At 65.3% G+C, this 24027-nt stretch carries 23 protein-coding genes; 7 read left to right on the top strand and 16 right to left on the bottom strand.

Annotated elements, in window-relative coordinates:
- Positions 1-47: 47 nt before the first annotated feature.
- The 6 genes from C9I57_RS24315 to hemA form a co-directional block, all read right to left on the bottom strand.
- Complete coding sequence (locus tag C9I57_RS24315; protein ID WP_107153140.1) at positions 48-839, bottom strand: DODA-type extradiol aromatic ring-opening family dioxygenase; 792 nt, start codon at positions 837-839, stop codon at positions 48-50.
- Between the two features lie 126 nt (positions 840-965).
- Positions 966-1577 (bottom strand): UbiX family flavin prenyltransferase, encoded by a 612-nt coding sequence (locus C9I57_RS24320; RefSeq protein WP_107153141.1) that lies wholly within the window; start codon positions 1575-1577, stop codon positions 966-968.
- A gap of 46 nt (positions 1578-1623) precedes the next feature.
- Positions 1624-1935, bottom strand: coding sequence for a Grx4 family monothiol glutaredoxin (gene grxD, locus C9I57_RS24325; protein ID WP_107153142.1), 312 nt, complete (start codon positions 1933-1935; stop codon positions 1624-1626).
- A 161-nt stretch (positions 1936-2096) separates the two neighbouring features.
- Positions 2097-2981 (bottom strand): peptide chain release factor N(5)-glutamine methyltransferase, encoded by an 885-nt coding sequence (gene prmC, locus C9I57_RS24330; RefSeq protein WP_107153143.1) that lies wholly within the window; start codon positions 2979-2981, stop codon positions 2097-2099.
- Between the two features lie 50 nt (positions 2982-3031).
- Positions 3032-4114: a peptide chain release factor 1 gene (gene prfA, locus C9I57_RS24335; protein WP_107153144.1), complete on the bottom strand. Its 1083-nt coding sequence runs from the start codon at positions 4112-4114 to the stop codon at positions 3032-3034.
- 93 nt (positions 4115-4207) lie between these two features.
- A complete protein-coding gene (gene hemA / locus C9I57_RS24340) occupies positions 4208-5497 on the bottom strand; it encodes a glutamyl-tRNA reductase (RefSeq protein WP_107153145.1) in 1290 nt (429 codons plus the stop codon).
- A gap of 302 nt (positions 5498-5799) precedes the next feature.
- Between hemA and C9I57_RS24345 the strand changes: the two genes are divergently transcribed.
- The 3 genes from C9I57_RS24345 to C9I57_RS24355 all read left to right on the top strand — a co-directional run bounded on the left by C9I57_RS24345 (position 5800) and on the right by C9I57_RS24355 (position 8628).
- Positions 5800-6054 carry a hypothetical protein gene (locus C9I57_RS24345; RefSeq protein WP_107153146.1) on the top strand — a complete coding sequence of 85 codons (255 nt, stop codon included), beginning with the start codon at positions 5800-5802 and terminating at the stop codon, positions 6052-6054.
- Positions 6055-6070: 16 nt separating this feature from the next.
- A complete protein-coding gene (locus tag C9I57_RS24350) occupies positions 6071-7921 on the top strand; it encodes an aminopeptidase P family protein (RefSeq protein ID WP_107153147.1) in 1851 nt (616 codons plus the stop codon).
- Between the two features lie 77 nt (positions 7922-7998).
- On the top strand, positions 7999-8628 hold the full coding sequence (locus C9I57_RS24355; RefSeq protein ID WP_107153148.1) for an HAD family hydrolase: 630 nt from the start codon (positions 7999-8001) through the stop codon (positions 8626-8628).
- Here the strand turns inward: C9I57_RS24355 and ettA are convergent.
- Together ettA and ychF are read right to left on the bottom strand one after the other, a co-directional pair.
- Positions 8618-10285: an energy-dependent translational throttle protein EttA gene (gene ettA, locus C9I57_RS24360; protein WP_107153149.1), complete on the bottom strand. Its 1668-nt coding sequence runs from the start codon at positions 10283-10285 to the stop codon at positions 8618-8620. The genes C9I57_RS24355 and ettA overlap by 11 nt on opposite strands.
- A gap of 15 nt (positions 10286-10300) precedes the next feature.
- On the bottom strand, positions 10301-11395 hold the full coding sequence (gene ychF / locus C9I57_RS24365; RefSeq protein WP_107153150.1) for a redox-regulated ATPase YchF: 1095 nt from the start codon (positions 11393-11395) through the stop codon (positions 10301-10303).
- A gap of 396 nt (positions 11396-11791) precedes the next feature.
- Here ychF and C9I57_RS24370 point away from each other — a divergent pair, with 396 nt between their 5' ends.
- The 4 genes from C9I57_RS24370 to C9I57_RS24385 all read left to right on the top strand — a co-directional run bounded on the left by C9I57_RS24370 (position 11792) and on the right by C9I57_RS24385 (position 16382).
- Positions 11792-12964: a UbiH/UbiF family hydroxylase gene (locus tag C9I57_RS24370; RefSeq protein ID WP_107153151.1), complete on the top strand. Its 1173-nt coding sequence runs from the start codon at positions 11792-11794 to the stop codon at positions 12962-12964.
- Between the two features lie 97 nt (positions 12965-13061).
- Positions 13062-13802, top strand: a complete 741-nt coding sequence (locus tag C9I57_RS24375; protein ID WP_107153187.1) for a DsbC family protein — start codon at positions 13062-13064, stop codon at positions 13800-13802.
- Positions 13803-13846: 44 nt separating this feature from the next.
- Positions 13847-15670, top strand: a complete 1824-nt coding sequence (locus C9I57_RS24380; RefSeq protein ID WP_107153152.1) for a M61 family metallopeptidase — start codon at positions 13847-13849, stop codon at positions 15668-15670.
- 112 nt (positions 15671-15782) lie between these two features.
- Positions 15783-16382 carry an FMN-dependent NADH-azoreductase gene (locus C9I57_RS24385; protein WP_107153153.1) on the top strand — a complete coding sequence of 200 codons (600 nt, stop codon included), beginning with the start codon at positions 15783-15785 and terminating at the stop codon, positions 16380-16382.
- A gap of 104 nt (positions 16383-16486) precedes the next feature.
- Here the strand turns inward: C9I57_RS24385 and C9I57_RS24390 are convergent, their stop codons facing one another.
- From C9I57_RS24390 to rpe, 8 genes are all read right to left on the bottom strand, one after another.
- The gene (locus C9I57_RS24390; RefSeq protein ID WP_107153154.1) at positions 16487-17389 is read right to left on the bottom strand and encodes a uracil-DNA glycosylase; all 903 of its coding nucleotides are present in this window, start codon (positions 17387-17389) and stop codon (positions 16487-16489) included.
- Positions 17390-17411: 22 nt separating this feature from the next.
- Complete coding sequence (locus tag C9I57_RS24395) at positions 17412-18044, bottom strand: CYTH domain-containing protein (protein WP_107153155.1); 633 nt, start codon at positions 18042-18044, stop codon at positions 17412-17414.
- 56 nt (positions 18045-18100) lie between these two features.
- Positions 18101-18886 (bottom strand): indole-3-glycerol phosphate synthase TrpC, encoded by a 786-nt coding sequence (trpC, locus tag C9I57_RS24400; protein WP_107153156.1) that lies wholly within the window; start codon positions 18884-18886, stop codon positions 18101-18103.
- 75 nt (positions 18887-18961) lie between these two features.
- Entirely contained in the window at positions 18962-19993 is a 1032-nt protein-coding gene (trpD, locus tag C9I57_RS24405; protein ID WP_107153157.1) for an anthranilate phosphoribosyltransferase, read from the bottom strand.
- Positions 19994-20028: 35 nt separating this feature from the next.
- On the bottom strand, positions 20029-20619 hold the full coding sequence (locus C9I57_RS24410; RefSeq protein WP_107153158.1) for an aminodeoxychorismate/anthranilate synthase component II: 591 nt from the start codon (positions 20617-20619) through the stop codon (positions 20029-20031).
- A 15-nt stretch (positions 20620-20634) separates the two neighbouring features.
- The gene (gene trpE / locus C9I57_RS24415; RefSeq protein WP_107153159.1) at positions 20635-22128 is read right to left on the bottom strand and encodes an anthranilate synthase component I; all 1494 of its coding nucleotides are present in this window, start codon (positions 22126-22128) and stop codon (positions 20635-20637) included.
- A gap of 288 nt (positions 22129-22416) precedes the next feature.
- A complete protein-coding gene (locus C9I57_RS24420; protein ID WP_107153188.1) occupies positions 22417-23184 on the bottom strand; it encodes a phosphoglycolate phosphatase in 768 nt (255 codons plus the stop codon).
- 14 nt (positions 23185-23198) lie between these two features.
- Entirely contained in the window at positions 23199-23885 is a 687-nt protein-coding gene (rpe, locus tag C9I57_RS24425) for a ribulose-phosphate 3-epimerase (protein WP_107153189.1), read from the bottom strand.
- Positions 23886-24027 lie beyond the last annotated feature (142 nt).

Consider the following 24027-nt stretch of genomic DNA (forward strand, 5'->3'; position numbering starts at 1 on the left):
CTCGACGGGAGTGCCTGGGGGGCGCGTCCGGCCGGGCTCGGCCGCGCTCAGTTGCCGGCGCTCTGGAACACATAGTTCGTCATCGCAAGCGCGCGCTGATAGGTGCCGAGCGACTGAATCTCCAGTCGATAGTCGTCAGGGGCCGCGCCGAGCGCCGCGAAGACGGGCAGCAGATGCTCGTCGCGCGGATGCATGAGCGCCGCATGCGGCGCGAGGCGGCGGTAGTCGAGCAACGCGTCGACGTCGTGTGAGTCTAGCCGCGCCTCGAACCAGTCAGTGAACTCGGCGACGCGCGGATCGGCATCCTCCGGGCGCGCACCAAAATCGGCGGCGCGCAGGTTATGCGTGATCTGCCCCGAACCCACGATCATCACACCATCGTCGGCGAGCGGCCGCAGCGCGCGGCCGACGCGATAGTGGTGCGCCGGGTCGCGATGCGGCTGAATCGAAAGCTGCGCGACAGGCACGCCCGCATCGGGAAACATCAACAATAGCGGCACCCAGGCGCCGTGATCGAGACCGTGCTCTTCCGTCGTCGCGGCGATGTCGTCCTGAGCCAGCAGCGTAATCGCCTGCCGCGCGAGGTCCGGCGCGCCCGGTGCGGGATAGCGGATCTCGTAGAGCGCGCGCGGAAAGCCGTAGAAATCGTGGATCGTCTCCGGCTTCACCGCCGTGCTTGCAACGGGGGCCGACGTCTCCCAGTGCGCCGATAGCATCAGAATCGCGCGCGGGCGCGGTAGCCCGGCAGCCAGCGTGCCGAAAGCGCCGGAGGGAAGCGACGGATCGATCGGCAGCGTCGGTGCGCCGTGGGATAGAAAAAGCGAAGGTAGGCGAGACATGGCAACAGGCGTCGCGCTGAGGCGAACGAGAAAGTGATCGTATTGAATCGACTATAAGCGCTCACGGCCGCGCCAGAAAGCCGTGATCGTGAAACGCATCGTGTCGCGCGTGTTAAGAATCGCGCTTCACGCGCCCGCGTCGCGCGGGCTGCCCAGGCCGTTCCACGAAGTGGCCAGCGTGGGGCCGAGCGAGAACATGTCCAGCACGCGCGCGATCGTTTCGTCGACCATCTCGTCGATCGAGGCGGGCCGATTGTAGAAAGCGGGAAGCGGCGGAAAGACGATCGCGCCCATCTCGGTCACGGCCGTCATGTTGCGCAGATGCGCGAGGTTGAGCGGCGTTTCGCGCACGAGCAGCACGAGCCGGCGGCGCTCTTTCAGCGTGACGTCCGCGGCGCGCGCGATCAGATTGTCGGAGAGCCCATGCGCGATGCTCGCGAGCGTTTTCATCGAACATGGCGCGACGACCATGCCCGCGCTCGAGAACGACCCCGACGCGATGCTGGCGCCGACGTCACGAACCGAGTGGACGACGTCGGCCAGCGGATGGACGTCGTCTTTCGTCAGCTCGAGCTCGTGCCGGATGTTGAGCCAGCCTGCGCTCGAGATCAGCAGATGCGTCTCGATGCCGCCGAGGCGCTTCAGCGTCTCGAGCAGGCGCACGCCGTAGATGGCGCCCGTGGCGCCCGTGATCGCGACGATAAGCCGGCGCGGCGGCGCGCTCAGCGGTGCTTGCATTGCGTGCGGTGCCGCGGGAAGCGGGCCAGGCTGCCGGGCCGCAGAATCAGGCCGACGCGAACAGCTGCTGCAGCTCGCCGTTCTGATACATCTCCATCATGATGTCGGAGCCGCCGACGAACTCGCCCTTCACATAGAGCTGAGGGATGGTCGGCCAGTTCGAGAACGCTTTGATGCCCTGGCGGATCTCGTCGTCTTCGAGCACGTTGACCGTCTTGAACTCGTTGACGCCGCATGCGTTGAGGATCTGCACGGCGCGCCCCGAGAAGCCGCACATCGGGAACTGGGCGGTACCCTTCATGAACAGGACGACAGCGTTTTCGTCGACGATTTGCTTGATGCGTTGTTGCGTATCCATGACTGACCTTGATTCCGTGAGGGACACGGAGCGTGGTAGATAGACGCAAATGATAGCGGATTTCGTGAGTGCCGGCCGGCCGATGCGGGTAGCCGCGCAGCGTCGGTGGGACCGGAGCGGCGAGCGGGCCGTGCGGTCGGCGTGCGGCCCGGGCCCTAGTCCTAGGCTGTTGCCATCCCACCGTCGACGGCGTTCGGGGCGATGCCGCCGCTGGCCCGCTCGATGCCCGCGAGATCGCCTAGCGAGCGGACGTCGGCGAATCCCTGCGCCGCGATCAGCGCGCGCACTGCCGCCGCTTGATCGTAGCCGTGCTCCAGCCAGAGTTGCCCGCCCGGCGCCACGAAGGCGCGGGCGCCCCCAACGATCGCGCGAATCGCCGAGAGCCCGTCCGCTTCGTCCGTGAGTGCGCCGCGCGGCTCGAAGCGCAGGTCACCGACGCCGAGATGAGGATCGCCCGACGCGATATAAGGCGGATTGCTGACGATCACGTCGAACGAGAGGGCCGGATCGAGCGCCGCGTACCAATCGCTTTGCAATAACTCGATCGCGCCGCCGGGCCGGCGCTCGCCGACGAGCCGCGCGGCGTTGCGCGTCGCGACGGCGAGCGCCTCCGGCGACCGATCAAGCGCCCAGACGCGCGCATCGGGCCGCGCCGACGCGATCGCGACCGCGATGGCGCCGCTGCCCGTGCCGAGATCGAGCACGCGCGGACGCGTGAGCGGCGCGATCGCGGCTAGCGCCATTTCGACGAGCAGCTCCGTCTCGGGACGCGGAATCAGCACGTGCGGCGTGACTTCGAATTCAAGTCCGTAGAACTCGCGCGCACCGACGATCTGCGCAATCGGCTCGCCGGCCGCCCGTCGCGCTTCCAGGCTGCGGTAGACGGCGACTTGCGCTTCGTCGAGCGGCTCGTCGCCGCGCGTGATCAGCTCCGTGCGGCGCCAGCCGAGCGCATGCGCGAGCAGAATGCGGGCTTCGAGGGCCGCGAGCGGCGACGCGCGCAGCAGATCGGTAGCCGTCCGAGATGGCGGTGGGGAGGCGGGCATGGGTTGCGGATCCCGATGAAGGCGCAGCGGGCGGCGCGTCGGTGCGGGCGTCAGTCCGCTTCGCCGAGCGAGGCGAGCTGCTCGGCCTGATGTTCGCTGACGAGCGCCGCGATGAGCTCGTCGAGCTCGCCGTCCATGATCGCTTCGAGCTTGTAGAGCGTCAGGTTGATCCGGTGATCGGTGAGTCGTCCCTGGGGAAAGTTGTAGGTGCGGATCCGCTCCGAGCGGTCGCCCGAGCCGATCAGACTCTTGCGCGTGGCGGCCTCCTTCGCATGTTGCTCGTGATACTGCTTGTCCTTGATGCGCGCGGCGAGCACCTTCAGCGCGCGGTCCTTGTTCTTGTGCTGCGAGCGATCGTCCTGACACTCGACGACGATGCCGGTCGGCAGGTGCGTGATGCGAACCGCCGAATCGGTTTTGTTGATGTGCTGCCCCCCCGCGCCCGAGGCGCGGAAAGTATCGATGCGCAACTCGGCCGGATTGATCTCGACCTCGCCGATCTCGTCGGCTTCGGGCATCACGGCGACGGTGCAGGCCGACGTGTGGATGCGGCCCTGTGTTTCGGTCGCCGGCACGCGCTGCACGCGATGGCCGCCTGACTCGAATTTGAGCTTCGAGTAGGCACCCTGGCCCGCGACGCGGACGATGACCTCCTTGTAGCCGCCGAGATCGGACAAGCTCTCCGAAATCATCTCGACTTGCCAGCGCTGCCGCTCCGCATAGCGCAGATACATGCGCAACAAGTCGCCGGCGAAGAGCGCCGACTCGTCGCCTCCCGTACCCGCGCGAATTTCGAGGAAGATGTTGCGTTCGTCGTTCGGGTCCTTCGGCAGCAGCATGGCCCGCAGCTCGTGCTCGAGCTGCCCCATCCGGTCGCGTGCCGAACGCGCCTCTTCTTCGGCGAACTCGCGCATCGATGCGTCGGCCGACAGCTCCTGCGCCGTCGCGGCATCGCTGCGCGCCTGGCGCCAGTGCGCGTAATGCTCGACGACGGGACTGATCTCGGCGTGCTCGCGCGAGAGCTTGCGATACTGATCGAGATTCGCGGTGACGTCCCCGCGGCTCAGCAGGTCGTTGAGTTCGGCCAGCCTTGTCGTCAGCTGGTCGAGCTTTTGTTGCATGCTCGTTTTCATGAATTCGGAGCTCGGCTCCAGGGGCAAGAAGATTCGAAAAAAGCGCGGCGCGTTGGCAAGCCGCTGCCGCGGCGGGGCGGGCCGAGACCGGCGCTAATGATCCGACGACGGTTTGTCGTGCCGGTAGACGCCGCCGAGCAGCTCGATGAGCGTTGAGCGCTCGCTGCTGCTGGCGCGGTTGAGCGCATGCGTCGGGCCGTGAATCAGCTTGTTGGTCAGCGATTGCGACATCGCTTCGAGCACGGCGGCGGGATCGTCGCCGCGCGCGAGCATTTTCAGCGCGCGCTCGACTTCGGCCCGACGCAGTGCGTCCGCCTGCGTATGCATGTGGCGAATCACCGGCACGACGCTGCGCGCGTCGAGCCATTGCATGAAACTCTGCACGCGCGTCTCGATGATGGTCTCGGCCTGCGCGACGGCGGCCTGCCGCGACGCGTGACCTTCGCGCACGACCGCGCCCAGGTCGTCGACGGTGTAGAGAAACACGTCTTGAAGCTCCGCGACTTCGGGCTCGATGTCGCGCGGCACCGCCAGATCGACCATGAAGATCGGCCGGTGCCGGCGAGCCTTGACGGCGCGCTCGACCGCACCGAGACCAATGATCGGCAGCGTCGACGCCGTGCACGAGACGATGATGTCGAACTCGTGCATGCGCGCGGGCAGTTCCGAGAGCGGCATCGCATGACCGCGAAAGCGCTCCGCGAGCTTGGCGCCGCGCTCGGCCGTCCGGTTCGCGACGACGAGCTCGCGCGGCTCCTGCGCCGCGAAATGCGTCGCGCAAAGCTCGATCATCTCGCCCGCGCCGATGAAGAGCACGCGCTGGTTCGAGACCTTGTCGAAGATTCGCTGCGCAAGCCGCACGGCGGCCGCCGCCATCGAGACCGATTGAGCGCCGACGGCCGTATTGCCGCGTACTTCCTTCGCGACGGAGAACGTGCGCTGAAAGAGCTGATTCAGATAAGTGCCGAGCGCGCCCGCTTCCGAGGCCGTGCGCACGGCCGTCTTCATTTGTCCGAGGATCTGCGTTTCGCCGAGGACCATCGAATCGAGGCCCGACGCGACGCGAAATGCATGCCGCACCGCCTCGGATTGCGGCAGTGTATAGACGTGCGGCGCGAGTTCGCCGGCATCCATCCCGTGGTAGCTCGAAAGCCAGTCGATCGCGGCCTCGCGCGTCGACAGATCATCCGCCGCGCAGTAGAGCTCCGTGCGGTTGCAAGTGGAGAGGATCGCCGCCTCGGGCTCGGCACTCGAGCCGCCCGCGACCCAAAGCGACTTGAACGCGGCAAGCGCCGGTTTGATCTGCTCGAGCGGAAACGCCACGCGCTCGCGCAACGCGACGGGCGCCGTGTGGTGATTGATTCCGATCGTGAGCAGTTGCATACGCAGGGAATATAGCCGCTCAGGTAGACAGGCGGCAGCTCGATTTCAGGCGGTTATTATAGCGGTTCCATGCTTTCGGCTCTTTGAGCGCGGCAGGCGGCCGCGGGCCGCCGACCATACCGGACGCCCGCGCCGCTTGGGGAGCGGCCGATTGTCGCGGTGCAGCAATCCTGCTTGCGACATCGCCACGGCGCCGGAAGCCAATCCTTCTCAGATCGACAGAGTCGACTATCTATGCCATTGCGCCGTTCGTTCCGTCTTCCAGCCATCACTCCGACAACGATCGCGGCGGGCCGGCACTGATGGGCTGGCCGGGGATCGTCGTGCTCGGCGCCGTCGTCGGCCTCGCCGGCTGGCGCTTGCATCCGCTTTATCGCGCCACGCGCATGCGCTGGTTCGTCGCCTTGCCGATCGGTGTCGTTGCGGCAGGCGCCGCCAAGATGGCGGGCAGCGTATCGGGCCTCTTTTACGATGGTGGCGTGCTCGAATGGCCGCTCTGTACCGCTGTCGCGCTTTCCGCCGTGGCTGTGGCAGCGGCTTTGGCCTCTCGTCGTTGAAATTCCGGAAAAAATCATGAACGTCCGACTCTCCGAAACTCCCGCGCCGGCGAACTCCGGCGGCCCCGAAACTTCCCACGAGGCCGTGTCGGCCCGCCTTGCGCGCCTGCGCGAGGCGATGGCGCGCGAAGGGCTCGCCGCCTACATCGTGCCGTCGTCCGATCCGCACTTGTCCGAATATCCGCCGGAGCGGTGGGAAGGACGGCGATGGCTGTCGGGTTTCACGGGATCGGCCGGCACGCTCGTCGTAACGGCCGATTTCGCGGGCCTGTGGGCCGACAGCCGCTATTGGTCGCAGGCGGACATTCAGCTCGCCGGTAGCGGCATCGCACTGATGAAGATCGCGGGAGTACAACAGGCCCAGCATGTCGAATGGCTCGCCGCGCATCTGGCGGCCGGCGCTTGTGTCGGCGTCGACGGCGCCGTGCTCGCGCTCGCCGCCGCCCGTACGCTCATCGACGCCCTGGGCGCACGCGGCATGTCGCTACGCACGGACCTCGATCTGCTCGACTCGGTCTGGCGCGGCCGGCCCGCCCTGCCAACGGATGCCGTCTTCGAGCACGCGATGCCTTACGCCAGCGTGACGCGCGCGGAGAAACTCGTGGCGATCCGCCGAGCAATGCGCGAGCAGGGCGCCCAATGGCATTTCGTCTCGACGCTCGACGATCTGGCGTGGCTCGCGAACCTGCGAGGCGCGGACGTCAATTTCAATCCCGTTTTCGTCGGGCATGCGCTGATCGGGCTCGAGTCGGCGACACTCTTCGTTGCCGCCGGCAAAGTGCCGAATGATGTGGCGAACGCGCTCATGCGCGACGGCTTCAGGATCGAAGACTATGCGCGAGCGCCGGCGGCGCTCGCGGCGCTGCCGGAAGGGTCGACGCTGCTCGTCGATCCGCGCCGCATCACGTATGGCGCGAGGCAGGCCGTGCCCTCCACCGTGAAGGTCGTCGAAGCCGTCAATCCGTCCACGTTCGCTAAATCGCGCAAAACGTCCGGCGAGGCCGGGCACGTGCGCGCGACGATGGAGCAGGACGGCGCGGCGCTTGCCGAATTTTTTGCATGGTTAGAAGGGGCGCTTGGCCGCGAGACGGTCACGGAGCTCATGATCGATGAAAAGCTCACCGCGGCGCGGGCGCGCCGGCCCGGCTTCGTCTGCCGCAGTTTCGCGACGATCGCCGGGTTCAATGCGAACGGTGCGATGCCGCATTACCGCGCGACGGACGCTTCGCACGCCACTGTGACCGGCGACGGATTGCTGCTCATCGACTCGGGCGGGCAGTATGTCGGCGGCACGACCGACATCACGCGCGTGGTGCCCGTCGGTCGCGTCTCACCGGAGCAAAAGCGCGACTTCACGCTCGTGCTGAAAGGGATGATCGCGCTTTCGCGCGCCCGCTTTCCGCGAGGGATCCGTTCGCCCATGCTCGACGCGATCGCGCGCGCCCCGATCTGGGAAGCGGGCGCGGACTATGGACACGGCACGGGCCACGGCGTCGGCTACTTTCTCAACGTGCACGAGGGTCCGCAAGTGATTTCGCACTATGCGCAGGCGGAGCCGTGGACGGCGATGGAAGCGGGGATGATCACATCCGTCGAACCGGGCCTCTATCGGCCCGGCCGCTGGGGCGTGCGGATCGAGAACCTCGTGCTCGCCCGCGAGGCCGGCGAGACGGAGTTCGGCGCTTTCCTCGACTTCGAGACGCTGACGCTTTGCCCGATCGATACGCGCTGCATCGTGCTCGAGCTGATGCGCGACGACGAGCGCGCCTGGCTCAACGCTTATCATGAGACCGTGCGCGCTCGCGTTTCGCCGCATGTATCGGGTGACGCGAAGGCCTGGCTCGAGGCACGCACGCAAGCGATCTGAAGGAGAACGCGGCGGCAAGCGCATGCGCGTCGCCGCCGACGGTACGTCCAGAACCAAGGCTCACGATTGGAGTTCACATGGCTGTCAAAGCGGTCGTTTTCGATTTCGGCGGAGTCCTGATCGACTGGAACCCCGAGTATGTGTATCGCAAGCTGATTCCCGACGAAACCGAGCGGCGGCGTTTTCTCAGCGAAGTCTGCTCGATGGACTGGGTCGTTCGGCAGGATGGCGGGCAATCGATCGAGACCGGCACGGCCGAGCTCGTTGCCCGTTTTCCCGAGCATGAGACGCTGATTCGCGCGTTTTACGAGCGCTGGCACGAGATGATCGGCGGCGTCATTGCGGAGGGCGTCGCGCTCGTCGACAAGCTGGAGACAGCCGGCGTCCCGCTTTTCGGCCTGACGAACTGGTCGGCCGAGACTTTTCCGTGGGCGTGGGAGCGCTTTTCGGTATTGCGGCGCTTTCGCGATATCGTCGTTTCGGGGCGCGTCAAGCTCGTCAAGCCCGACCCGGCCATCTACGCCGAAATGTTCTCGCGCATCGAGCGGCATTTGCCGCGTATCGCGCCGCACGAGCTCGTTTTCATCGACGACAACGTCAAGAACGCGCACGCCGCCGCCGCGCTAGGGTGGCACGGCGTGCATCACACGAGCGCGGCGGCCACGGAGGCGCGCTTGCGCGAGCTGGGGCTCGTCGTCAGCGAGTGATCGGCTTGTAGCGAATGCGCTTCGGCTTCGCGGCTTCTTCGCCGAGGCGCTTGCGCTTGTCCGCCTCGTACTCCTGATAGTTGCCGTCGAAGAACACGACTTGCGAATCGCCTTCGAACGCCAGGATGTGCGTGGCGATCCGATCGAGGAACCAGCGATCATGCGAGATCACCATGACGGAGCCGGCGAACTCGAGCAACGCGTCTTCGAGCGCGCGAAGCGTTTCGACATCGAGGTCGTTCGAAGGCTCGTCGAGCAGCAGGACGTTGCCGCCCGCGATCAGCGTCTTCGCCAGATGCAGCCGCCCGCGCTCGCCGCCTGAGAGATTGCCGACGTTCTTCTGCTGATCGGCACCCTTGAAGTTGAAACGGCCGATGTAGGCGCGCGAGGGCGTCTCGTACTTGCCGACCGTCAGCACGTCCGCGCCGCCCGAAATCTCCTCGAAGACCGTCTTCGCGCCGTCGAGCGCGTCACGGCTTTGGTCGACATACGCCAGCTTCACGGTCGGCCCCATGACGATCTCGCCCGAATCGGGCGTTTCGCGGCCCGTCAGCATCCGAAAGAGCGTCGATTTGCCCGCGCCGTTCGGCCCGATGATGCCGACGATCGCGCCTGCCGGCACCTTGAAGCTCAAGTTGTCGATGAGCAGCCTGTCGCCATACGCCTTGCTGACGTTCTGGAACTCGATCACCTCGTTGCCGAGCCGGTCGCCGACGGGGATGAAGATTTCCTGCGTCTCGTTGCGCTTCTGATATTCCTGGCTGTTCAGTTCCTCGAAGCGGGCAATACGCGCTTTCGACTTCGCCTGGCGGCCCTTCGGATTCTGCCGCACCCACTCGAGCTCCTTCTTGATCGTCTTTTGCCGCGCCGATTCGGTGGCCTCTTCCTGCTTCAGTCGCGTTTCTTTCTGATCGAGCCAGCTGCTGTAGTTGCCCTTCCACGGGATGCCCTGGCCGCGGTCGAGCTCGAGAATCCACTCGGCCGCGTTGTCGAGGAAGTACCGATCGTGCGTCACGGCGACGACGGTGCCGGGAAAGCGCGTGAGAAACTGCTCGAGCCACTCGACCGATTCAGCGTCGAGGTGGTTCGTCGGCTCATCGAGCAGGAGCATGTCGGGCTTTTCAAGCAGCAGCTTGCAAAGCGCGACGCGGCGCTTTTCGCCGCCCGACAGATTGGCGACCTTTGCATCCCACGGCGGCAAGCGCAGCGCGTCGGCGGCCACTTCGAGTTGCTGCTCGGGGCTGCCGCCGTCGCTCGCGGCGAGGATCGCTTCGTACTTTGCCTGCTCGGCGGCGAGCGCGTCGAAGTCGGCATCGGGTTCGGCGTAAGCCGCGTAGATCTCATCGAGTTTCTTTTGCGCGCTGAAGACCTCGCCCAAGCCTTCCTCGACGGCTTCGCGTACCGTCTTCTCGGGATCGAGATGCGGCTCTTGCGGCAGATAGCCGATGTTGAGATTCGGCATCGGCGTCGCTTCGCCTTCGATGTCGCGATCGACGCCGGCCATGATGCGAATCAGCGTCGACTTGCCCGAGCCGTTCAGGCCGAGCACGCCGATCTTCGCGCCGGGGAAGAATGAAAGCGAGATGTCCTTGAGAATCTGGCGCTTGGGCGGCACGATCTTGCCGACCCGGTTCATGGTGAAGACGTATTGGGCCATGTGCGTGAACTGGAGTCAGACGTTGAAGAGGAAATTCATGACGTCGCCGTCATGGACGACGTACTCCTTGCCTTCGGCGCGCATTTTTCCCGCTTCCTTCGCGCCTTGCTCACCCTTGTAGGCGATGAAGTCGGCGAACGAGATCGTCTGCGCACGAATGAAGCCGCGCTCGAAGTCAGTGTGGATCACGCCCGCCGCTTGCGGCGCCGTATCGCCGATATGAATCGTCCACGCCCGCACTTCCTTCACGCCCGCCGTGAAGTAGGTCTGCAGGCCGAGCAGCTTGAAGCCCGCGCGGATCACCCGGTTGAGCCCGGGCTCGTCCATGCCCATGTCCGCGAGGAAGGCGATCTTGTCCTCATCGTCGAGATCGGCGATTTCGGCTTCGATCGCCGCGCAGACGGCGACGACGGGCGATTTTTCACCTTCGGCGTATTGGCGCACGGCGTCCAGATGCGGATTGTTCTCGAACCCGTCTTCCTTCACGTTGGCGACGTACATCGTCGGCTTCGCCGTGATGAGGCAAAGCGGCTTCACGAGCGCCGCCTCCTCGTCGGTGAAATCGAGCGCGCGAACCGGCTTGGCCGCGTCGAGTTGAACACGCACTTTTTCGAGAACCGCGACGAGCTTGGCCGCTTCCTTGTCGTTGCCGGACTTGGCGGCCTTCGAATAGCGTGCGAGCGCTTTTTCGACGGTCGCGAGGTCGGCGAGCGCAAGCTCTGTGTTGATGACTTCGATATCGGAGAGCGGATCGACCTTGCCTGCGACGTGAATGACGTTCTCGTCCTCGAAGCAACGCACGACGTGCGTGATCGCATCGGTTTCGCGAATGTTGGCGAGGAACTGGTTGCCGAGGCCTTCACCCTTGCTCGCGCCCGCGACGAGTCCGGCGATGTCGACGAATTCGACGACCGCCGGCACGACGCGCTCGGGCTTCACGATCTCCGCCAGCGCGTCGAGGCGCGCATCGGGGACTTCGACGATGCCGACGTTCGGCTCGATCGTGCAGAACGGATAGTTCTCGGCGGAAATGCCCGCCTTCGTCAAGGCGTTGAAGAGAGTGGACTTGCCGACGTTGGGCAAGCCGACGATGCCGCATTTGAGGCTCATTAAAAAATCCTTCGACGATCCTAGAGGTTGCGTAGGTGCGCTCGACGCCGGCGGGAGCGCGCTGCGCGCTATTGGCGGCTCGGCGGGGAGCAGTAACGGAGCGAATCAGAGCGTGCAGTCGGGCGCCGGCTCGATGCGGATTCGACCGTTTCGTGCGTGTGTTGTCGCGGAAACCGGAATTGTAACGCTTTCCGGCGTGTCGCCGGCCTGGTCCGGCGAGCCCGATTCCCGGTCGGCGCACGAAGTCATGGCCAACGATACGAAGCGTACGTGAGCGTGCCGGTTCGCGCCACCGGCAACGGCCGCCGTCGGCGTGCAGGCACTTAAGGCGCCAGTCTGTCGCGGACGTGGGGAGCCGCACGGCTCGGCCAGACGCCGCCGTTATAATCCCGAACCATGACCGCCCACCATCAGTCGTTCCATATCGCCGTCGTCGGCGGCGGACTCGTCGGTAAAAGCGCCGCGCTCGCGCTTGCGCAAGCCGGCCTGCGCGTTGCGCTGATTGCGCAGCCGGCCGCGCCGCGTCCGGCCGACGCTCGGTTCGACGCCCGCATCTACGCGCTTTCGGCGAGTTCGCAGGCGCTCTTCGAGCGCTTACGCATCTGGCAGGCGCTCGATCACGATCGCCTCGAACCGGTCTATGACATGCGCGTCTATGGCGACGCGCTGGCCGAGCTGCATTTCTCGGCCTTCCAGGCCGCGGTTCCGCAGCTTGCCTGGATCGTCGAGGCGTCGCTGATCGAGCACGCGCTCGACGCGGCGCTACGCTTCCAGCCCAATGCGGCATGGTTCGATACGCGCGCACAGGGGCTCGACGTGAGGGCGGATGCGGCGACGCTCGCCTTGGCGAGCGGCCAGGTGCTCGAAGCGGATCTGATCGTCGGCGCGGACGGTGCGCATTCGTGGGTTCGCGCACAGATGGGCGTGAACGTCATGCGGCGCGACTACCGGCAAACCGGTGTCGTCGCGAACTTCAAAGCCGAAAAACCGCACGGCGAGACGGCCTATCAATGGTTCAGAGACGGCGAGATCATCGCCTTGCTGCCGCTGCCGGAAGGTCATGTATCGCTCGTCTGGTCTGCGCGGACCGAGCACGCGCGCGAGCTGATCGCGCTCGATCATGCCAAGCTCGAGGCCGCAGTCGAAACGGCCACGCGCTCGCGGCTCGGCGCGCTCGAATGCGTCGGCGCCGCGCATGGCTTTCCGCTGGCGCTGCAGCGCGTCGATCGGCTCATCGCGCCGCGCATCGCGCTCGTCGGCGATGCCGCGCATCTGATTCATCCCCTCGCGGGCCAGGGGATGAATCTTGGCCTGAGAGACGTGGCTTCGCTCGTCGACGTGTTGACGGCAAAAGAGGCGTTCCGCGACCTCGGCGACGTCGTGCTGCTGCGCCGCTACGAGCGTTCGCGCCGCGAGGATATCGGCGCGCTGACGCTCGCGACCGACGGCCTGGAGCGGCTTTTTGCCGTTCCCGGTATGCTGGCGCGAACGGTGCGCAATGCGGGAATGGCGCTGGTCGGCGCGCAGCCGCTCGTCAAGCGCTGGCTCGTCTCGTCCGCGCTCGGCTGACATCCCGGAGGTAGTGGCCGAGGGGCCCGCCACCGATTCGTTTCAACGTGACGCGCGCAAAGCCGTGCGGCACACCATCAGGGAAGGACTCGACATCATGTCCATCAATTCGCGTCACGCCGCCTCCGTCGCGGCCTTTGCGGCCGCACTGGTGCTCGGCGCGTCGGCGCATGCCGACCAGACGACCGACAAGCTGAAGGCCACGCTGCAGGCGCGCCTGCCCAACGTCGAGATCAAGAGCATCGACAAAGCGCCGGTCGCGGGGCTTTACGAGGTCAATCTCGGCTCACAGATTCTTTATAGCGACGCCACGGGCAACTATGTAATCGCCGGCGAGCTCGTGGATACTAAAACGCATACGAACCTCACCGAGGCGCGCCTGGCCGAGCTGAACAAAGTCGATTTCGCGAGCCTGCCGCTCGGCGACGCGATCAAGGTGGTGAAGGGCAACGGCAGCCGCAAGATGGCTGTCTTCTCCGACCCGAACTGCCCCTACTGCAAGCAGCTCGAGTCGTCGCTGAAGTCGATCGACAACGTGACCGTCTACACGTTCCTCTTCCCCGTGCTCTCCGACGATTCGACGGCGAAAGCCAAATCGATCTGGTGCTCGGCCGACCGCGCGAAGACGTGGGAGGCGTGGATGCTCGAGCGGCAAACGCCAAGCGGCAAGGCGATCTGCGATACGAGCGTGCTCGACAAGAACCTTGCGCTCGGCCATTCGATGAACGTAACGGGGACGCCGACGATCATTCTGGCCGACGGCCGGCGGCTGCCGGGCGCCGTTTCGGCTGACACGCTCGACAAGGCCCTCACGCAGGCGAGCGCGGCCGCTCGCTGAGCGCACTCTCACTCGGATTGACACGATACCGCCAACCGTTGCCGATGAAGCCGATTCGCTACGCCATCGTTCCCAAGCATCCCGCCGCTCACCTCTTCGAAGTCACGCTGACGCTCGCCGATCCGGACCCGGCGGGCCAGCGCTTTACTTTGCCCACGTGGATACCGGGCAGCTACATGGTGCGCGAGTTCGCGCGCAACATCGTCGCGCTGCAAGCGTTCAACGAGGCGGGCCGCAAAGTCGGCATCGTGAAGACCGACAAGCAGACGTGGCAGGCCGCGCCGGTGAAGAGCGGGGCGCTGACGTTGCGCTACGACGTCTACGCCTGGGACCTGTCGGTGCGCGCGGCGCATCTCGACGATACGATCGGCTTTTTCAACGGCACGAGCGTGTTCCTTGCGCCGATCGGTCATGAAGACGCGCCTTGCATCATCGACATCCGCAAGCCCGCCGGCTCTGCCGCGCGCGACTGGCGCGTCGCGACGGCGCTTCCCGAAGCCCGTGGCACGAAACGCTATGGGTTCGGCGAGTACCGGGCGCGGAACTACGACGAGCTCATTGATCACCCGGTGACGCTCGGCCAATTCGACCTCGCCACGTTCAAGGCTCATGGCGTGCCGCACGACGTCGTCATCGCGGGGCGCACGGTCTCCGTCGACATGGAGCGGCTCGTCGCGGACCTGAAGCGCATCTGCGAGACGCAAATCGAGCTCTTCGAGCCGAAATCGAAAAAGGCCCCAGTCGATCGCTACGTCTTCATGACGCTAGCCGTCAGCGACGGCTATGGAGGCCTCGAACACCGCGCATCGACTGCCCTCATCTGTAATCGGACCGATCTGCCCGTACTCGGGCGCCCCGAGATGTCGGACGGCTATCGCACCTATCTCGGCCTGTGCAGTCATGAGTACTTCCACACCTGGAACGTCAAGCGCATCAAGCCGGCCGCGTTCGTGCCGTACGACCTTTCGCGCGAGAACTACACGTCGCTGCTTTGGCTTTTCGAGGGCTTCACGTCGTACTACGACGACTTGATGCTCGTGCGCAGCAAGGCGATCGGCGAGGCCGACTACTTCGGGCTCGTCGGGAAGACCATCGGCGGCGTGCTGCGCGGCAGCGGCCGCCTCAAGCAAAGCGTGGCCGAGAGTTCGTTCGACGCCTGGGTCAAGTACTACCGCCAGGACGAAAACGCGCCGAATGCCATCGTCAGCTATTACCAGAAGGGCTCGCTCGTCGCGCTCGCGTTCGATCTCGCGATCCGCGCCCGCACGAATCACCGCAAATCGCTCGACGATGTGATGCGGCTGCTCTGGCAACGCTACGGCCGAGAGTTTTACAGCGGCCAGCCCGTCGGCGTTGGCGAGGACGATGTCAAAGCGCTGATCGAGGAGGCGACCGGCGTCGACCTCGGGCCGCTCTTCGACGACGCGGTCGGCGGCACGCGCGACCTACCGCTCGCCGATCTCCTCGCCGCCTTCGGCGTGACGCTTGCGCCCGATCCGGGCAATGGCGGCGGCAAGGCCGGCAACGGCGCGACGAGCAAGCCATCGCTCGGCGTGCGCGTGCGCGGCGGCGCCGAATGCACGATCGCCGCGGTCCACGACGGCAGCGCGGCGCAAAAGGCGGGGCTCTCGGCCGGCGACGTGCTGGTGGCGCTCGACGGCCTGCGCGTCACCGGCTCGAATCTCGATGCGCTGCTTTCGCGTTATCGGCCGGACGCGGCGGTCGAGGTCCACGCGTTCCGGCGCGACGAGTTGCGCGTTGCGCGCGTGAAGCTCGACGGCCCCGAAGTCACGCGCTACAAGCTCGCGGTCGACGAGCGCGCGCGAGGGCCTCAGCGCAACGCGCTGAAGCGCTGGCTGCACGGGTGATCGTTCCACTGATGCAACGATCCGTCGCTGCCGACCTACTTTTTGAGATAGGCTGAAGGAAACAGAATGGCTCCACTCGCGCAACCGATGCGCACCCCATCCGGAGCCCAACATGACGACCATCCTTCAACTGAACTCGGCAGCTCGCTCGCAAGGCGCGAATTCGACGCTGCTCGCCAACGAACTGACCGCCAAGCTGCAAGGTGCGAACCCCGGCGCGAAAGTCGTCGTGCGCGACCTGCTCGCCGATCCGCTGCCGCACCTCGACGACGCCATCCTCGGCGCGTTCTTCACGCCGGCCGAGCAGCGCACGCCCGAGCAAGCGGCCATCCACGCTCGCAGTCAGGCGCTGATCGATGAACTGCAGGCGGCCGACATCATCGTCATCGGCGCGCCGATGTACAACTTTGGCGTTTCCACTCAGCTGAAGGCCTATTTCGACTGGATCTCGCGGGCCGGGATCACGTTCCGGTATACCGCGAACGGTCCTGAAGGTCTCGTAAAAGGCAAGAAGGCGTTCGTCGTTACGGCGCGCGGCGGCAAGTATCACGGCACGCCGAGCGACACGCACACGCCTTTCCTCAAAATTTTCCTCGGTTTCATCGGCATCACGGACGTGAGCTTCATCCATGCGGAAGGTCTCAATATGGGCCCGGATGCCGCCAACGCCGCGTTGGCGGGTGCGCGAGAAGCGATCGCCGCGGCGGCGTAAGCCGTTTTTGTCGAAGGAAAGCATCCGGGCGACGCGACATGCCGGCCCCGTTGACCCGATCGGTCAACGGAGGTAGCCACCGCTGCCCTACCGCGGGGCGCTCGTCACACGGCGAGCGCCCCGGCTTCTTTGGGAAGTCGCCAATCGATCGGCCTGCGGCCGCGTGAGACGAGATACTCGTTCGCGAGTGCGAAATGGCGGCAGCCTAGAAACCCACGATGCGCCGAGAGCGGCGAGGGGTGCGGCGCCTCGAGCACGCAATGCGGCCGATCGTCGAGCAGCACGCGCTTGGCCTGCGCATGCGCTCCCCAGAGCATGAACACGAGCCCGTCATGCCGATGCGCGAGCTCGCGAATCAGCGTATCGGTGCACTTTTCCCATCCTTGGCGCGCGTGGCTCGCCGCCTTGCCGCGTTCGACGGTCAGCACCGTGTTCAGCAACAGCACTCCCTGTTTCGCCCACGCGTCGAGGCAGCCGTGGCCCGGTATCTCAAAGCCGAAATCGGCCGCGATCTGCTTGAAGATGTTGCGCAGCGAAGGGGGCGGGCGCACCGGCGCCGGCACCGAGAAGGCGAGACCGTGGGCCTGCGGATGACCCTTGTCTTCGCCGTGATAGGGGTCTTGTCCGACGATGACGACTTCGACATCGTCCGGCCGCGTCAGTCGCAGTGCGCGAAAGACGTCGGCCGGATAAATCGTCTTGCCGGCCGCGCGCTCCGCATCGACGAACCGGCAGAGCGGCGCATACGCATCGCTTTCGACGAACGGGCGCAGGTGCTCGCGCCATGCGGGCGGCAACGCGTCGAACTGCGCTTCCAACGGCTCGGCAAGCGTCGCGGGCGTGGCGGCGTCGGGGTTCGATGAAGCAGTCGACTCGGACCGATCGGTTGCCTTGGCCGGCTGGGATGCAGCCGACGCTTCGGACGGATCGGCCGGCGGCATATTGATATCGAAAAGGGTCGCTTGAGACGGCGACGATCCGGGGCGAGGTGAGCGGGAGCGTGCCATCGTCGATTGGTCTTCCCTACGCTTAGACGCCCGCGCGCAGCCGATAGCCGCGTTGGGCCTTGTTGACATCTTCGGGCGTGAGGCCCGGCACTTTTGACGACAAATCGGCCGCAAGCGCATGAAGCGCCGACTCGTCGCCGTGGAGCAGTTCGAGCTCGATTTCGCTGATCGGCGCGCGCCGCAGCTCGCCATTCACGTTCGCCGTCACTTCTCCTCGATCGATAGCCGCTTCGATCCGCGCGCCGCCCGCCACCGCCAGGCGCCATAGCCGGCGCGTGAAGCTCGTGCGAAAGAGCGGGACGAGCTCAGGCGCCGCGCGCCGCAGCACGGCAAGCGCTTGTGCATCGTCGCAGGCCGCCGCGAGCGAATCGATCTCGAGCGCCTCGCCGGGTACCGGCACTTCCCATTCGTGGCGGCTGTGGAGCCCGCCCTCGGCGCGGCCCGCTGCTTTGAGCGTCTGCAGCCAGCCGTCCGGGGTCCGGCGCAGTCGCAGTGCGATCTTGGCTTGCGTGAGCGCAAGCGCGGGCGTATCGAAGTAGACGTTGTCGAGCGGCACGTCACGTCCCGCTTCGCCCGCGCGCTCCGTGAAGTACCGAATGGCGGCATCGGCCTGCTCGGCCGGCAAGGCCAGTTTGATCTCGCGTTCGATGCCCATTGAATGCGTCCGTGACTTCCTGAATGGCTCGTATCGAAGCTTGGGAGAATCGAAGCTCAGAAGAACATGCGCTCGAGTTCCGCGCCCGGGTCGTCGGCGCGCATGAACGCCTCGCCGACGAGGAAGGTATGGACCGAGTGCTCGCGCATCCGTTCGACATCGGCGCGCGACAGAATGCCCGATTCCGTGACGACGATGCGATCGGCCGGCACCTTGTCGAGCATGCCGAGCGTCGTGTCGAGCGTCGTCTCGAACGTGCGCAGATTGCGATTGTTGATGCCGATGAGCGGCGTTTTCAGCGTCAGTGCTTCGTCGAGCTCGCGCTCGTCATGCACTTCGACGAGTACGGCGAGGCCGAACGAGTGCGCGAACGCTTCGAGGTCGCGCATTTGCGGTGTGGTGAGGGCGGCCGCGATGAGCAGAATCGCATCGGCGCCCATCGCGCGCGCTTCGACGACCTGATAGGGATCGACGATGAAGTCCTTGCGCAGCACGGGCAAGCCGCAGGCGGCGCGGGCCGCTTCGAGGTAAGCGGCACTGCCCTGGAAGAAACGTACGTCCGTCAGCACGGAAAGGCACGCGGCACCGCCGCGCTCATAGGAGCGCGCGATATCGGCCGGCACGAAATCCTCGCGCAGCACGCCTTTCGAAGGGCTCGCCTTCTTGACTTCGGCGATGACGGCAGGCCGACCCGCCGCATGCTTCGCGCGCAACGCGCCGACGAAGTCACGCAGATTGCGTGTCGACGCTTCCAGCCGAAGCTCTTCGAGCGGCGCACTTTGCTGTGCCGTGCGCACTTCTTCGCGCTTGACCGCGATGATGCGTTCGAGAATGTCGCTCATGGGTGCCCTCGTTTTCTCGCTGCTTGACGCTTGCTGCTGATGTTCGTTCGATGCGTAGTGATGATCACGCGCTGCTCATTGCTTAAATTGCTGCGTGAAGCGGACGAATTCGTCGACCTTCGCGCGCGCGCGGCCGGTCGCGATGGCTTCGCGGGCGATCTGAATGCCGTCGGCGATCGATGCCGCGACGTTCGCTGCGTAAAGCGCCGTGCCGGCATTGAGCGTGACGATTTCACGCGCCACGCCGGGTCGATTCTCCAGTGCTTCGATCAGCAGCTGCTTCGATTCGTTCGCGTCGTTCACCTTCAGCGAGCGATTCGACACCATCTGCAGGCCGAAGTCTTCGGGATGAATCTCGTACTCGTGGATCTCGCCGTCGCGCAGCTCGCCGACGAGCGTGGCGGCGCCGAGCGAGACTTCGTCCATGCCGTCCTTGCCGTAGACGACGAGGACGTGATTCGCCCCGAGCCGCTGCATGACGCGCACCTGGATGCCGACGAGATCGGGATGAAACACGCCCATCAGCTGGTTGGGCGCACCCGCGGGATTCGTGAGCGGGCCGAGGATGTTGAAAATCGTCCGCACGCCGAGTTCGCGGCGCACGGGCGCGATGTTCTTCATCGCCGGATGATGGTTCGGCGCGTACATGAAGCCCATGCCCGTCTCGGCGATCGATTGGGCGACTTCCTCGGGCTTCAGGTCGATGTTGACGCCGAGCGCCTCGAGCACGTCGGCGCTGCCCGACTTGCTCGACACGCCGCGGCCGCCGTGCTTCGCCACCTTGGCGCCGGCGCCCGCCGCAACGAACATCGTCGCTGTCGAAATGTTGAACGTGTTCGAACCGTCGCCGCCCGTGCCGACGATGTCGACGAAATTCGAGTTGTCGGCCACCTGCACGTGATTCGCGAACTCTCGCATCACCGTGGCCGCCGCGGCGATCTCACCGATCGTTTCTTTTTTGACGCGCAAGCCCGTGATGATCGCCGCCGACATGACGGGCGAAAGATCGCCGCGCATGATGAGCCGCATCAAATGCAGCATTTCGTCGTGAAAAATCTCGCGATGCTCGATCGTTCGCTGCAACGCTTCTTGCGGGGTGATCATGATGTGGCCTTCGCTCCGGCGCTAATGCGTTCGACGGCTCAAGCCGTCGCCGCGTGAGTCGTCTTCGCCATTTTCAGAAAGTTTTCGAGCAGCGCGTGGCCGTGCTCGGACAGGATCGATTCGGGGTGGAACTGCACCCCCTCGACGAGCCGCTCCTTATGGCGCACGCCCATGATTTCGCCATCCTCGGTCCATGCCGAAATCTCGAGACAATCGGGCAGCGTGTCGCGCTCGATCGCGAGGGAGTGATAGCGCGTCACGTCGAAATGCTTGGGCAAATCGGCGAATACGCCTTTGCCGTCCGTTTCGATCCGGCTCACCTTGCCGTGCATGATCGTTTTCGCGCGCACGACGCGCCCGCCGAACGCCTCGCCGATCGCCTGATGGCCGAGGCACACCCCGAGAATCGGCTTTTCCCCCGCGAAGCGGCGCAGCACGTCGAGCGTGATGCCCGCATGCTGCGGATTGCTCGGCCCCGGCGAGAGGCAAAGGGTGTCGGGATTCAGGGCCGCAATTTCGTCGAGCGTGATCTCGTCGTTGCGGTAGGTGCGCACGTCCTCGCCAAGCTCGCCGAAATACTGGACGAGGTTGTAGGTGAACGAATCGTAGTTGTCGATCATGAGCAACATGGTTAGCTCTCCCGGTCAGAAGTCGGCGTCGAGGCCGTCTTGTACCTGCTCCGCCGCGCGCAGAACGGCGCGCGCCTTGTTCTCCGTCTCCTGCCATTCGGATTCGGGCACCGAATCGGCGACGATGCCGGCCGCGGCCTGCACATAGAGATTGCCGTTGCGGAGGAGGCCCGTGCGGATCGCGATGGCGAGATCCATTTCTCCGCTGAACGAAAGATAGCCCACGGCGCCGCCGTAGAGGCCGCGCTTGACGGGCTCCAGTTCGTCGATGAGCTCCATCGCCCGCACCTTCGGCGCGCCCGAGAGCGTGCCGGCCGGGAACGTCGCGCGCAGCACGTCGAAGTTCGTCGTGCCGGGCTTGAGCTTGCCTTCGACCGAGCTCACGATGTGCTGCACGTGCGAGTACTTTTCGATGACCATCTTGTCGGTCACCATGACGGTGCCCGTCTCGGCGATGCGGCCGACGTCGTTGCGCGCCAAATCGATCAGCATGACGTGCTCGGCGATCTCCTTCGGATCGTTGAGCAGTTCGGTCGCGAGCTCCGCGTCACGCTCGGGTGTATTGCCGCGCGGCCGCGTGCCGGCGAGCGGCCGGATCGTGACGATTTTGTCTTCGCCGCGCTTTTCCTGGCGCACGAGAATCTCGGGCGATGCGCCGACCACATGGAAGTCGCCGAAATTGTAGAAGTACATGTACGGCGACGGATTCAACGAGCGCAGCGCGCGATAGAGCGAGAGCGGGTTGTCGCGGTAGGGCTTGATGAGACGCTGGCCGACCTGGACCTGCATCAGCTCGCCGGCGGCAATGTACTCCTTCGCCCGCCGGACCGCGGCGAGATAATCGTCGCGCGCGAACTCGCGATAGATTTCGGTGCGCATGCTCGGCGACGTGATCGGCGGCTCCACCGTCGCGTGCAGCCGCTGACGCAGTTCGCGCAGCCGCGCTTTGCCGCGCGCGTACGCCTCGGGCGCCGATGGGTCCGCATAGACGATCAGATAGAGCTTGCCGGCGAGGTTGTCGATGACGGCCACTTCTTCCGTCAAAAGCAGCTCGATGTCGGGCAGATCCAGATCGTCGGGAGGCGCCGTTTGCGCGAGTTTCTTCTCGATGTAACGGACGGCGTCATAGCCGAAGTAGCCGGCGAGCCCGCCGCAAAAGCGCGGCAGGCCCGGGCGGTGCGCCACCTTGAAGCGGGCCTGGAATTGCGCGATGAACTCGAGCGGATCGCCTTCGTGCGTTTCGACGACCTTGCCGTCCTGCGCGACTTCCGTCACCCCGCTCTTCGTGCGCACGAGCGTGCGTGCCGGCAACCCGATGAACGAGTAGCGGCCGAACCGCTCGCCGCCGACGACGGATTCGAGCAGAAACGAGTTCGCGCCGCCACGCTCGGCTTGCGCGAGCTTCAAATACAGCGAGAGCGGCGTCTCGAGATCGGCGAGCGCCTCGGCGATGAGTGGAATGCGGTTGTACCCCTCGCTTGCGAGGGACTGGAATTCGAGTTCGGTCATGTTTCGTTCCTGTTCGTAGACCGACGCTCACGCATCCTTATTCTTACCGGCGATGCGGAGCGGACGGCAAACCGTTGGAGCGCAAGCCCGGGCGGTAACGCGGCAGCCGTTATCGTCCAGTTGTGCAGCAAAGGGAGCGCGGGTGCGCGGCGAATCAAAAAACGGAGCTGGACAGGTACTTCCAGCATACCTCGGGAGAGGTCAGTGCGACGAGCGACGCCAGGGCCAAGCTCCCCGGTCGATACTGCTCGGACTCCGTTTTTTGCTCAGAAACATGAGATGAAAGACTTAGATCGTCGACGATTGAGACGCTGCTGACCCGGCTTCGAGGCTCGCATGATGATGCGCGATGACGGTCGCGGCCGCCAGCAACGTGGCGACTATACCATCCGACTTGATCGTTTGTATAGCCTTGCCATGGTTGTAGCCGTAGGGAACCGTCAGCGTCGCCATACCCGCCGCGCGGCCCGCGATCGCATCGTTTTCGGAGTCGCCGATCGCCACCGTCTCGCCCGGCGCCACGCCCATCGCGGCGCAGGCCGCAAGCATCGGCTCAGGGTCGGGCTTCTTGCGAGGCAAGCTGTCGCCGCCGAAAACGAAGGAGAAGTAGCGCGCGAGGCCGTATTGCTCGAGCAGCGCGACCGCGAAGCGGTGCGGCTTGTTGGTCACGCAGGCGAGCCGCAGGCCGGCATCGCGCAGCGCCGCAAGACCGCGTTCCACCTCGGGGTAGAGCCGCGTATGGTTGCCGTTGATCTTTGCGTATTGGGCCTGATAGACGGCGAGCGCCGTATCGAAGCGTGCCCGCGCGTCTTCGGCCTCGAAGCGCGCGGCCAGCACGCTGCGAATCAGATGCTCCGAGCCTTTGCCGACGTAGCCGATCACTTCGTCGCGCGTGACGGGCGGCGCGGCGCCGAGCTCGGCGAGCATGCCGTTCAGACCGGCCGTGAAATCATCGGCCGTGTCGACCATCGTGCCGTCGAGATCGACGACGGCAGCTTTCAGTCGCAGCGGCGGAAGGTTCGGCGTTTCAGCCGGTACGGTGGAGAGGCGAGTCATGGAATAGCCGCCGCTCATGCAGGCGAGACGGCCGCGAGCCGGGCTCGCATGTCCGCGATGACCGCTTGGTAATCGGGCTTGCCGAAGATGGCCGAGCCGGCCACGAACGTATCGGCCCCTGCCTGAGCGATCTCGGCGATATTGTCGACCTTGACGCCGCCGTCGACTTCGAGATGAATCTCCCGACCTGTCTTTTCGCGATAGGCGTCGATCTTCGCTCGCGCCGCGCGCAATTTGTTGAGCGCTTCCGGAATGAACGATTGCCCGCCGAAGCCGGGATTCACCGACATGATCAGCACGAGGTCGACACGGTCCATCACATGGTCGAGGTAGTTCAGCGGCGTGGCCGGATTGAAGACGAGCCCCGCCTTGCAGCCCTGATCGCGGATCAGCGACAGCGTGCGATCGATATGTTCCGACGCTTCGGGATGAAAACTGATCAGATTCGCGCCGGCTTTCGCGAAGTCTGGCACGATGCGGTCGACGGGACGTACCATCAGGTGGACGTCGATCGGTACCTGCACGTGCGGGCGAATCGCCTCGCAGACGAGCGGCCCGATCGTCAGGTTCGGCACGTAATGGTTATCCATCACATCGAAATGGATCCAGTCGGCACCCGCGGCGACGACATTGCGGACTTCTTCGCCGAGCCGGGCAAAATCGGCCGACAGGATACTCGGGGCGATACGGAATTGCGTCATGACCAGTCGATCCTCTTTGCCGACGATGAGCGGCAACGAAAGCCCGTATTTTACCGTGCGTCCCGTCGGTGTTCGGGCAGGGGGCGACCATCGTTGCGATTGCGGGTGTAGACTCCGACGCGCGACAATGCCGAACGCAAAA

Source organism: Trinickia symbiotica (assembly GCF_003028655.1).
GTDB lineage: Bacteria > Pseudomonadota > Gammaproteobacteria > Burkholderiales > Burkholderiaceae > Trinickia > Trinickia symbiotica_A.

Coding starts and splice junctions, on each gene's coding strand:
- C9I57_RS24315 (WP_107153140.1), bottom strand. CDS start 839: ATGTCTCGCCTACCTTCGCTTTTTCTATCCCACGGCGCACCGACGCTG.
- C9I57_RS24320 (WP_107153141.1), bottom strand. CDS start 1,577: ATGCAAGCACCGCTGAGCGCGCCGCCGCGCCGGCTTATCGTCGCGATC.
- grxD (WP_107153142.1), bottom strand. CDS start 1,935: ATGGATACGCAACAACGCATCAAGCAAATCGTCGACGAAAACGCTGTC.
- prmC (WP_107153143.1), bottom strand. CDS start 2,981: ATGCCCGCCTCCCCACCGCCATCTCGGACGGCTACCGATCTGCTGCGC.
- prfA (WP_107153144.1), bottom strand. CDS start 4,114: ATGAAAACGAGCATGCAACAAAAGCTCGACCAGCTGACGACAAGGCTG.
- hemA (WP_107153145.1), bottom strand. CDS start 5,497: ATGCAACTGCTCACGATCGGAATCAATCACCACACGGCGCCCGTCGCG.
- C9I57_RS24345 (WP_107153146.1), top strand. CDS start 5,800: ATGGGCTGGCCGGGGATCGTCGTGCTCGGCGCCGTCGTCGGCCTCGCC.
- C9I57_RS24350 (WP_107153147.1), top strand. CDS start 6,071: ATGAACGTCCGACTCTCCGAAACTCCCGCGCCGGCGAACTCCGGCGGC.
- C9I57_RS24355 (WP_107153148.1), top strand. CDS start 7,999: ATGGCTGTCAAAGCGGTCGTTTTCGATTTCGGCGGAGTCCTGATCGAC.
- ettA (WP_107153149.1), bottom strand. CDS start 10,285: ATGGCCCAATACGTCTTCACCATGAACCGGGTCGGCAAGATCGTGCCG.
- ychF (WP_107153150.1), bottom strand. CDS start 11,395: ATGAGCCTCAAATGCGGCATCGTCGGCTTGCCCAACGTCGGCAAGTCC.
- C9I57_RS24370 (WP_107153151.1), top strand. CDS start 11,792: ATGACCGCCCACCATCAGTCGTTCCATATCGCCGTCGTCGGCGGCGGA.
- C9I57_RS24375 (WP_107153187.1), top strand. CDS start 13,062: ATGTCCATCAATTCGCGTCACGCCGCCTCCGTCGCGGCCTTTGCGGCC.
- C9I57_RS24380 (WP_107153152.1), top strand. CDS start 13,847: ATGAAGCCGATTCGCTACGCCATCGTTCCCAAGCATCCCGCCGCTCAC.
- C9I57_RS24385 (WP_107153153.1), top strand. CDS start 15,783: ATGACGACCATCCTTCAACTGAACTCGGCAGCTCGCTCGCAAGGCGCG.
- C9I57_RS24390 (WP_107153154.1), bottom strand. CDS start 17,389: ATGGCACGCTCCCGCTCACCTCGCCCCGGATCGTCGCCGTCTCAAGCG.
- C9I57_RS24395 (WP_107153155.1), bottom strand. CDS start 18,044: ATGGGCATCGAACGCGAGATCAAACTGGCCTTGCCGGCCGAGCAGGCC.
- trpC (WP_107153156.1), bottom strand. CDS start 18,886: ATGAGCGACATTCTCGAACGCATCATCGCGGTCAAGCGCGAAGAAGTG.
- C9I57_RS24410 (WP_107153158.1), bottom strand. CDS start 20,619: ATGTTGCTCATGATCGACAACTACGATTCGTTCACCTACAACCTCGTC.
- trpE (WP_107153159.1), bottom strand. CDS start 22,128: ATGACCGAACTCGAATTCCAGTCCCTCGCAAGCGAGGGGTACAACCGC.
- C9I57_RS24420 (WP_107153188.1), bottom strand. CDS start 23,184: ATGACTCGCCTCTCCACCGTACCGGCTGAAACGCCGAACCTTCCGCCG.
- rpe (WP_107153189.1), bottom strand. CDS start 23,885: ATGACGCAATTCCGTATCGCCCCGAGTATCCTGTCGGCCGATTTTGCC.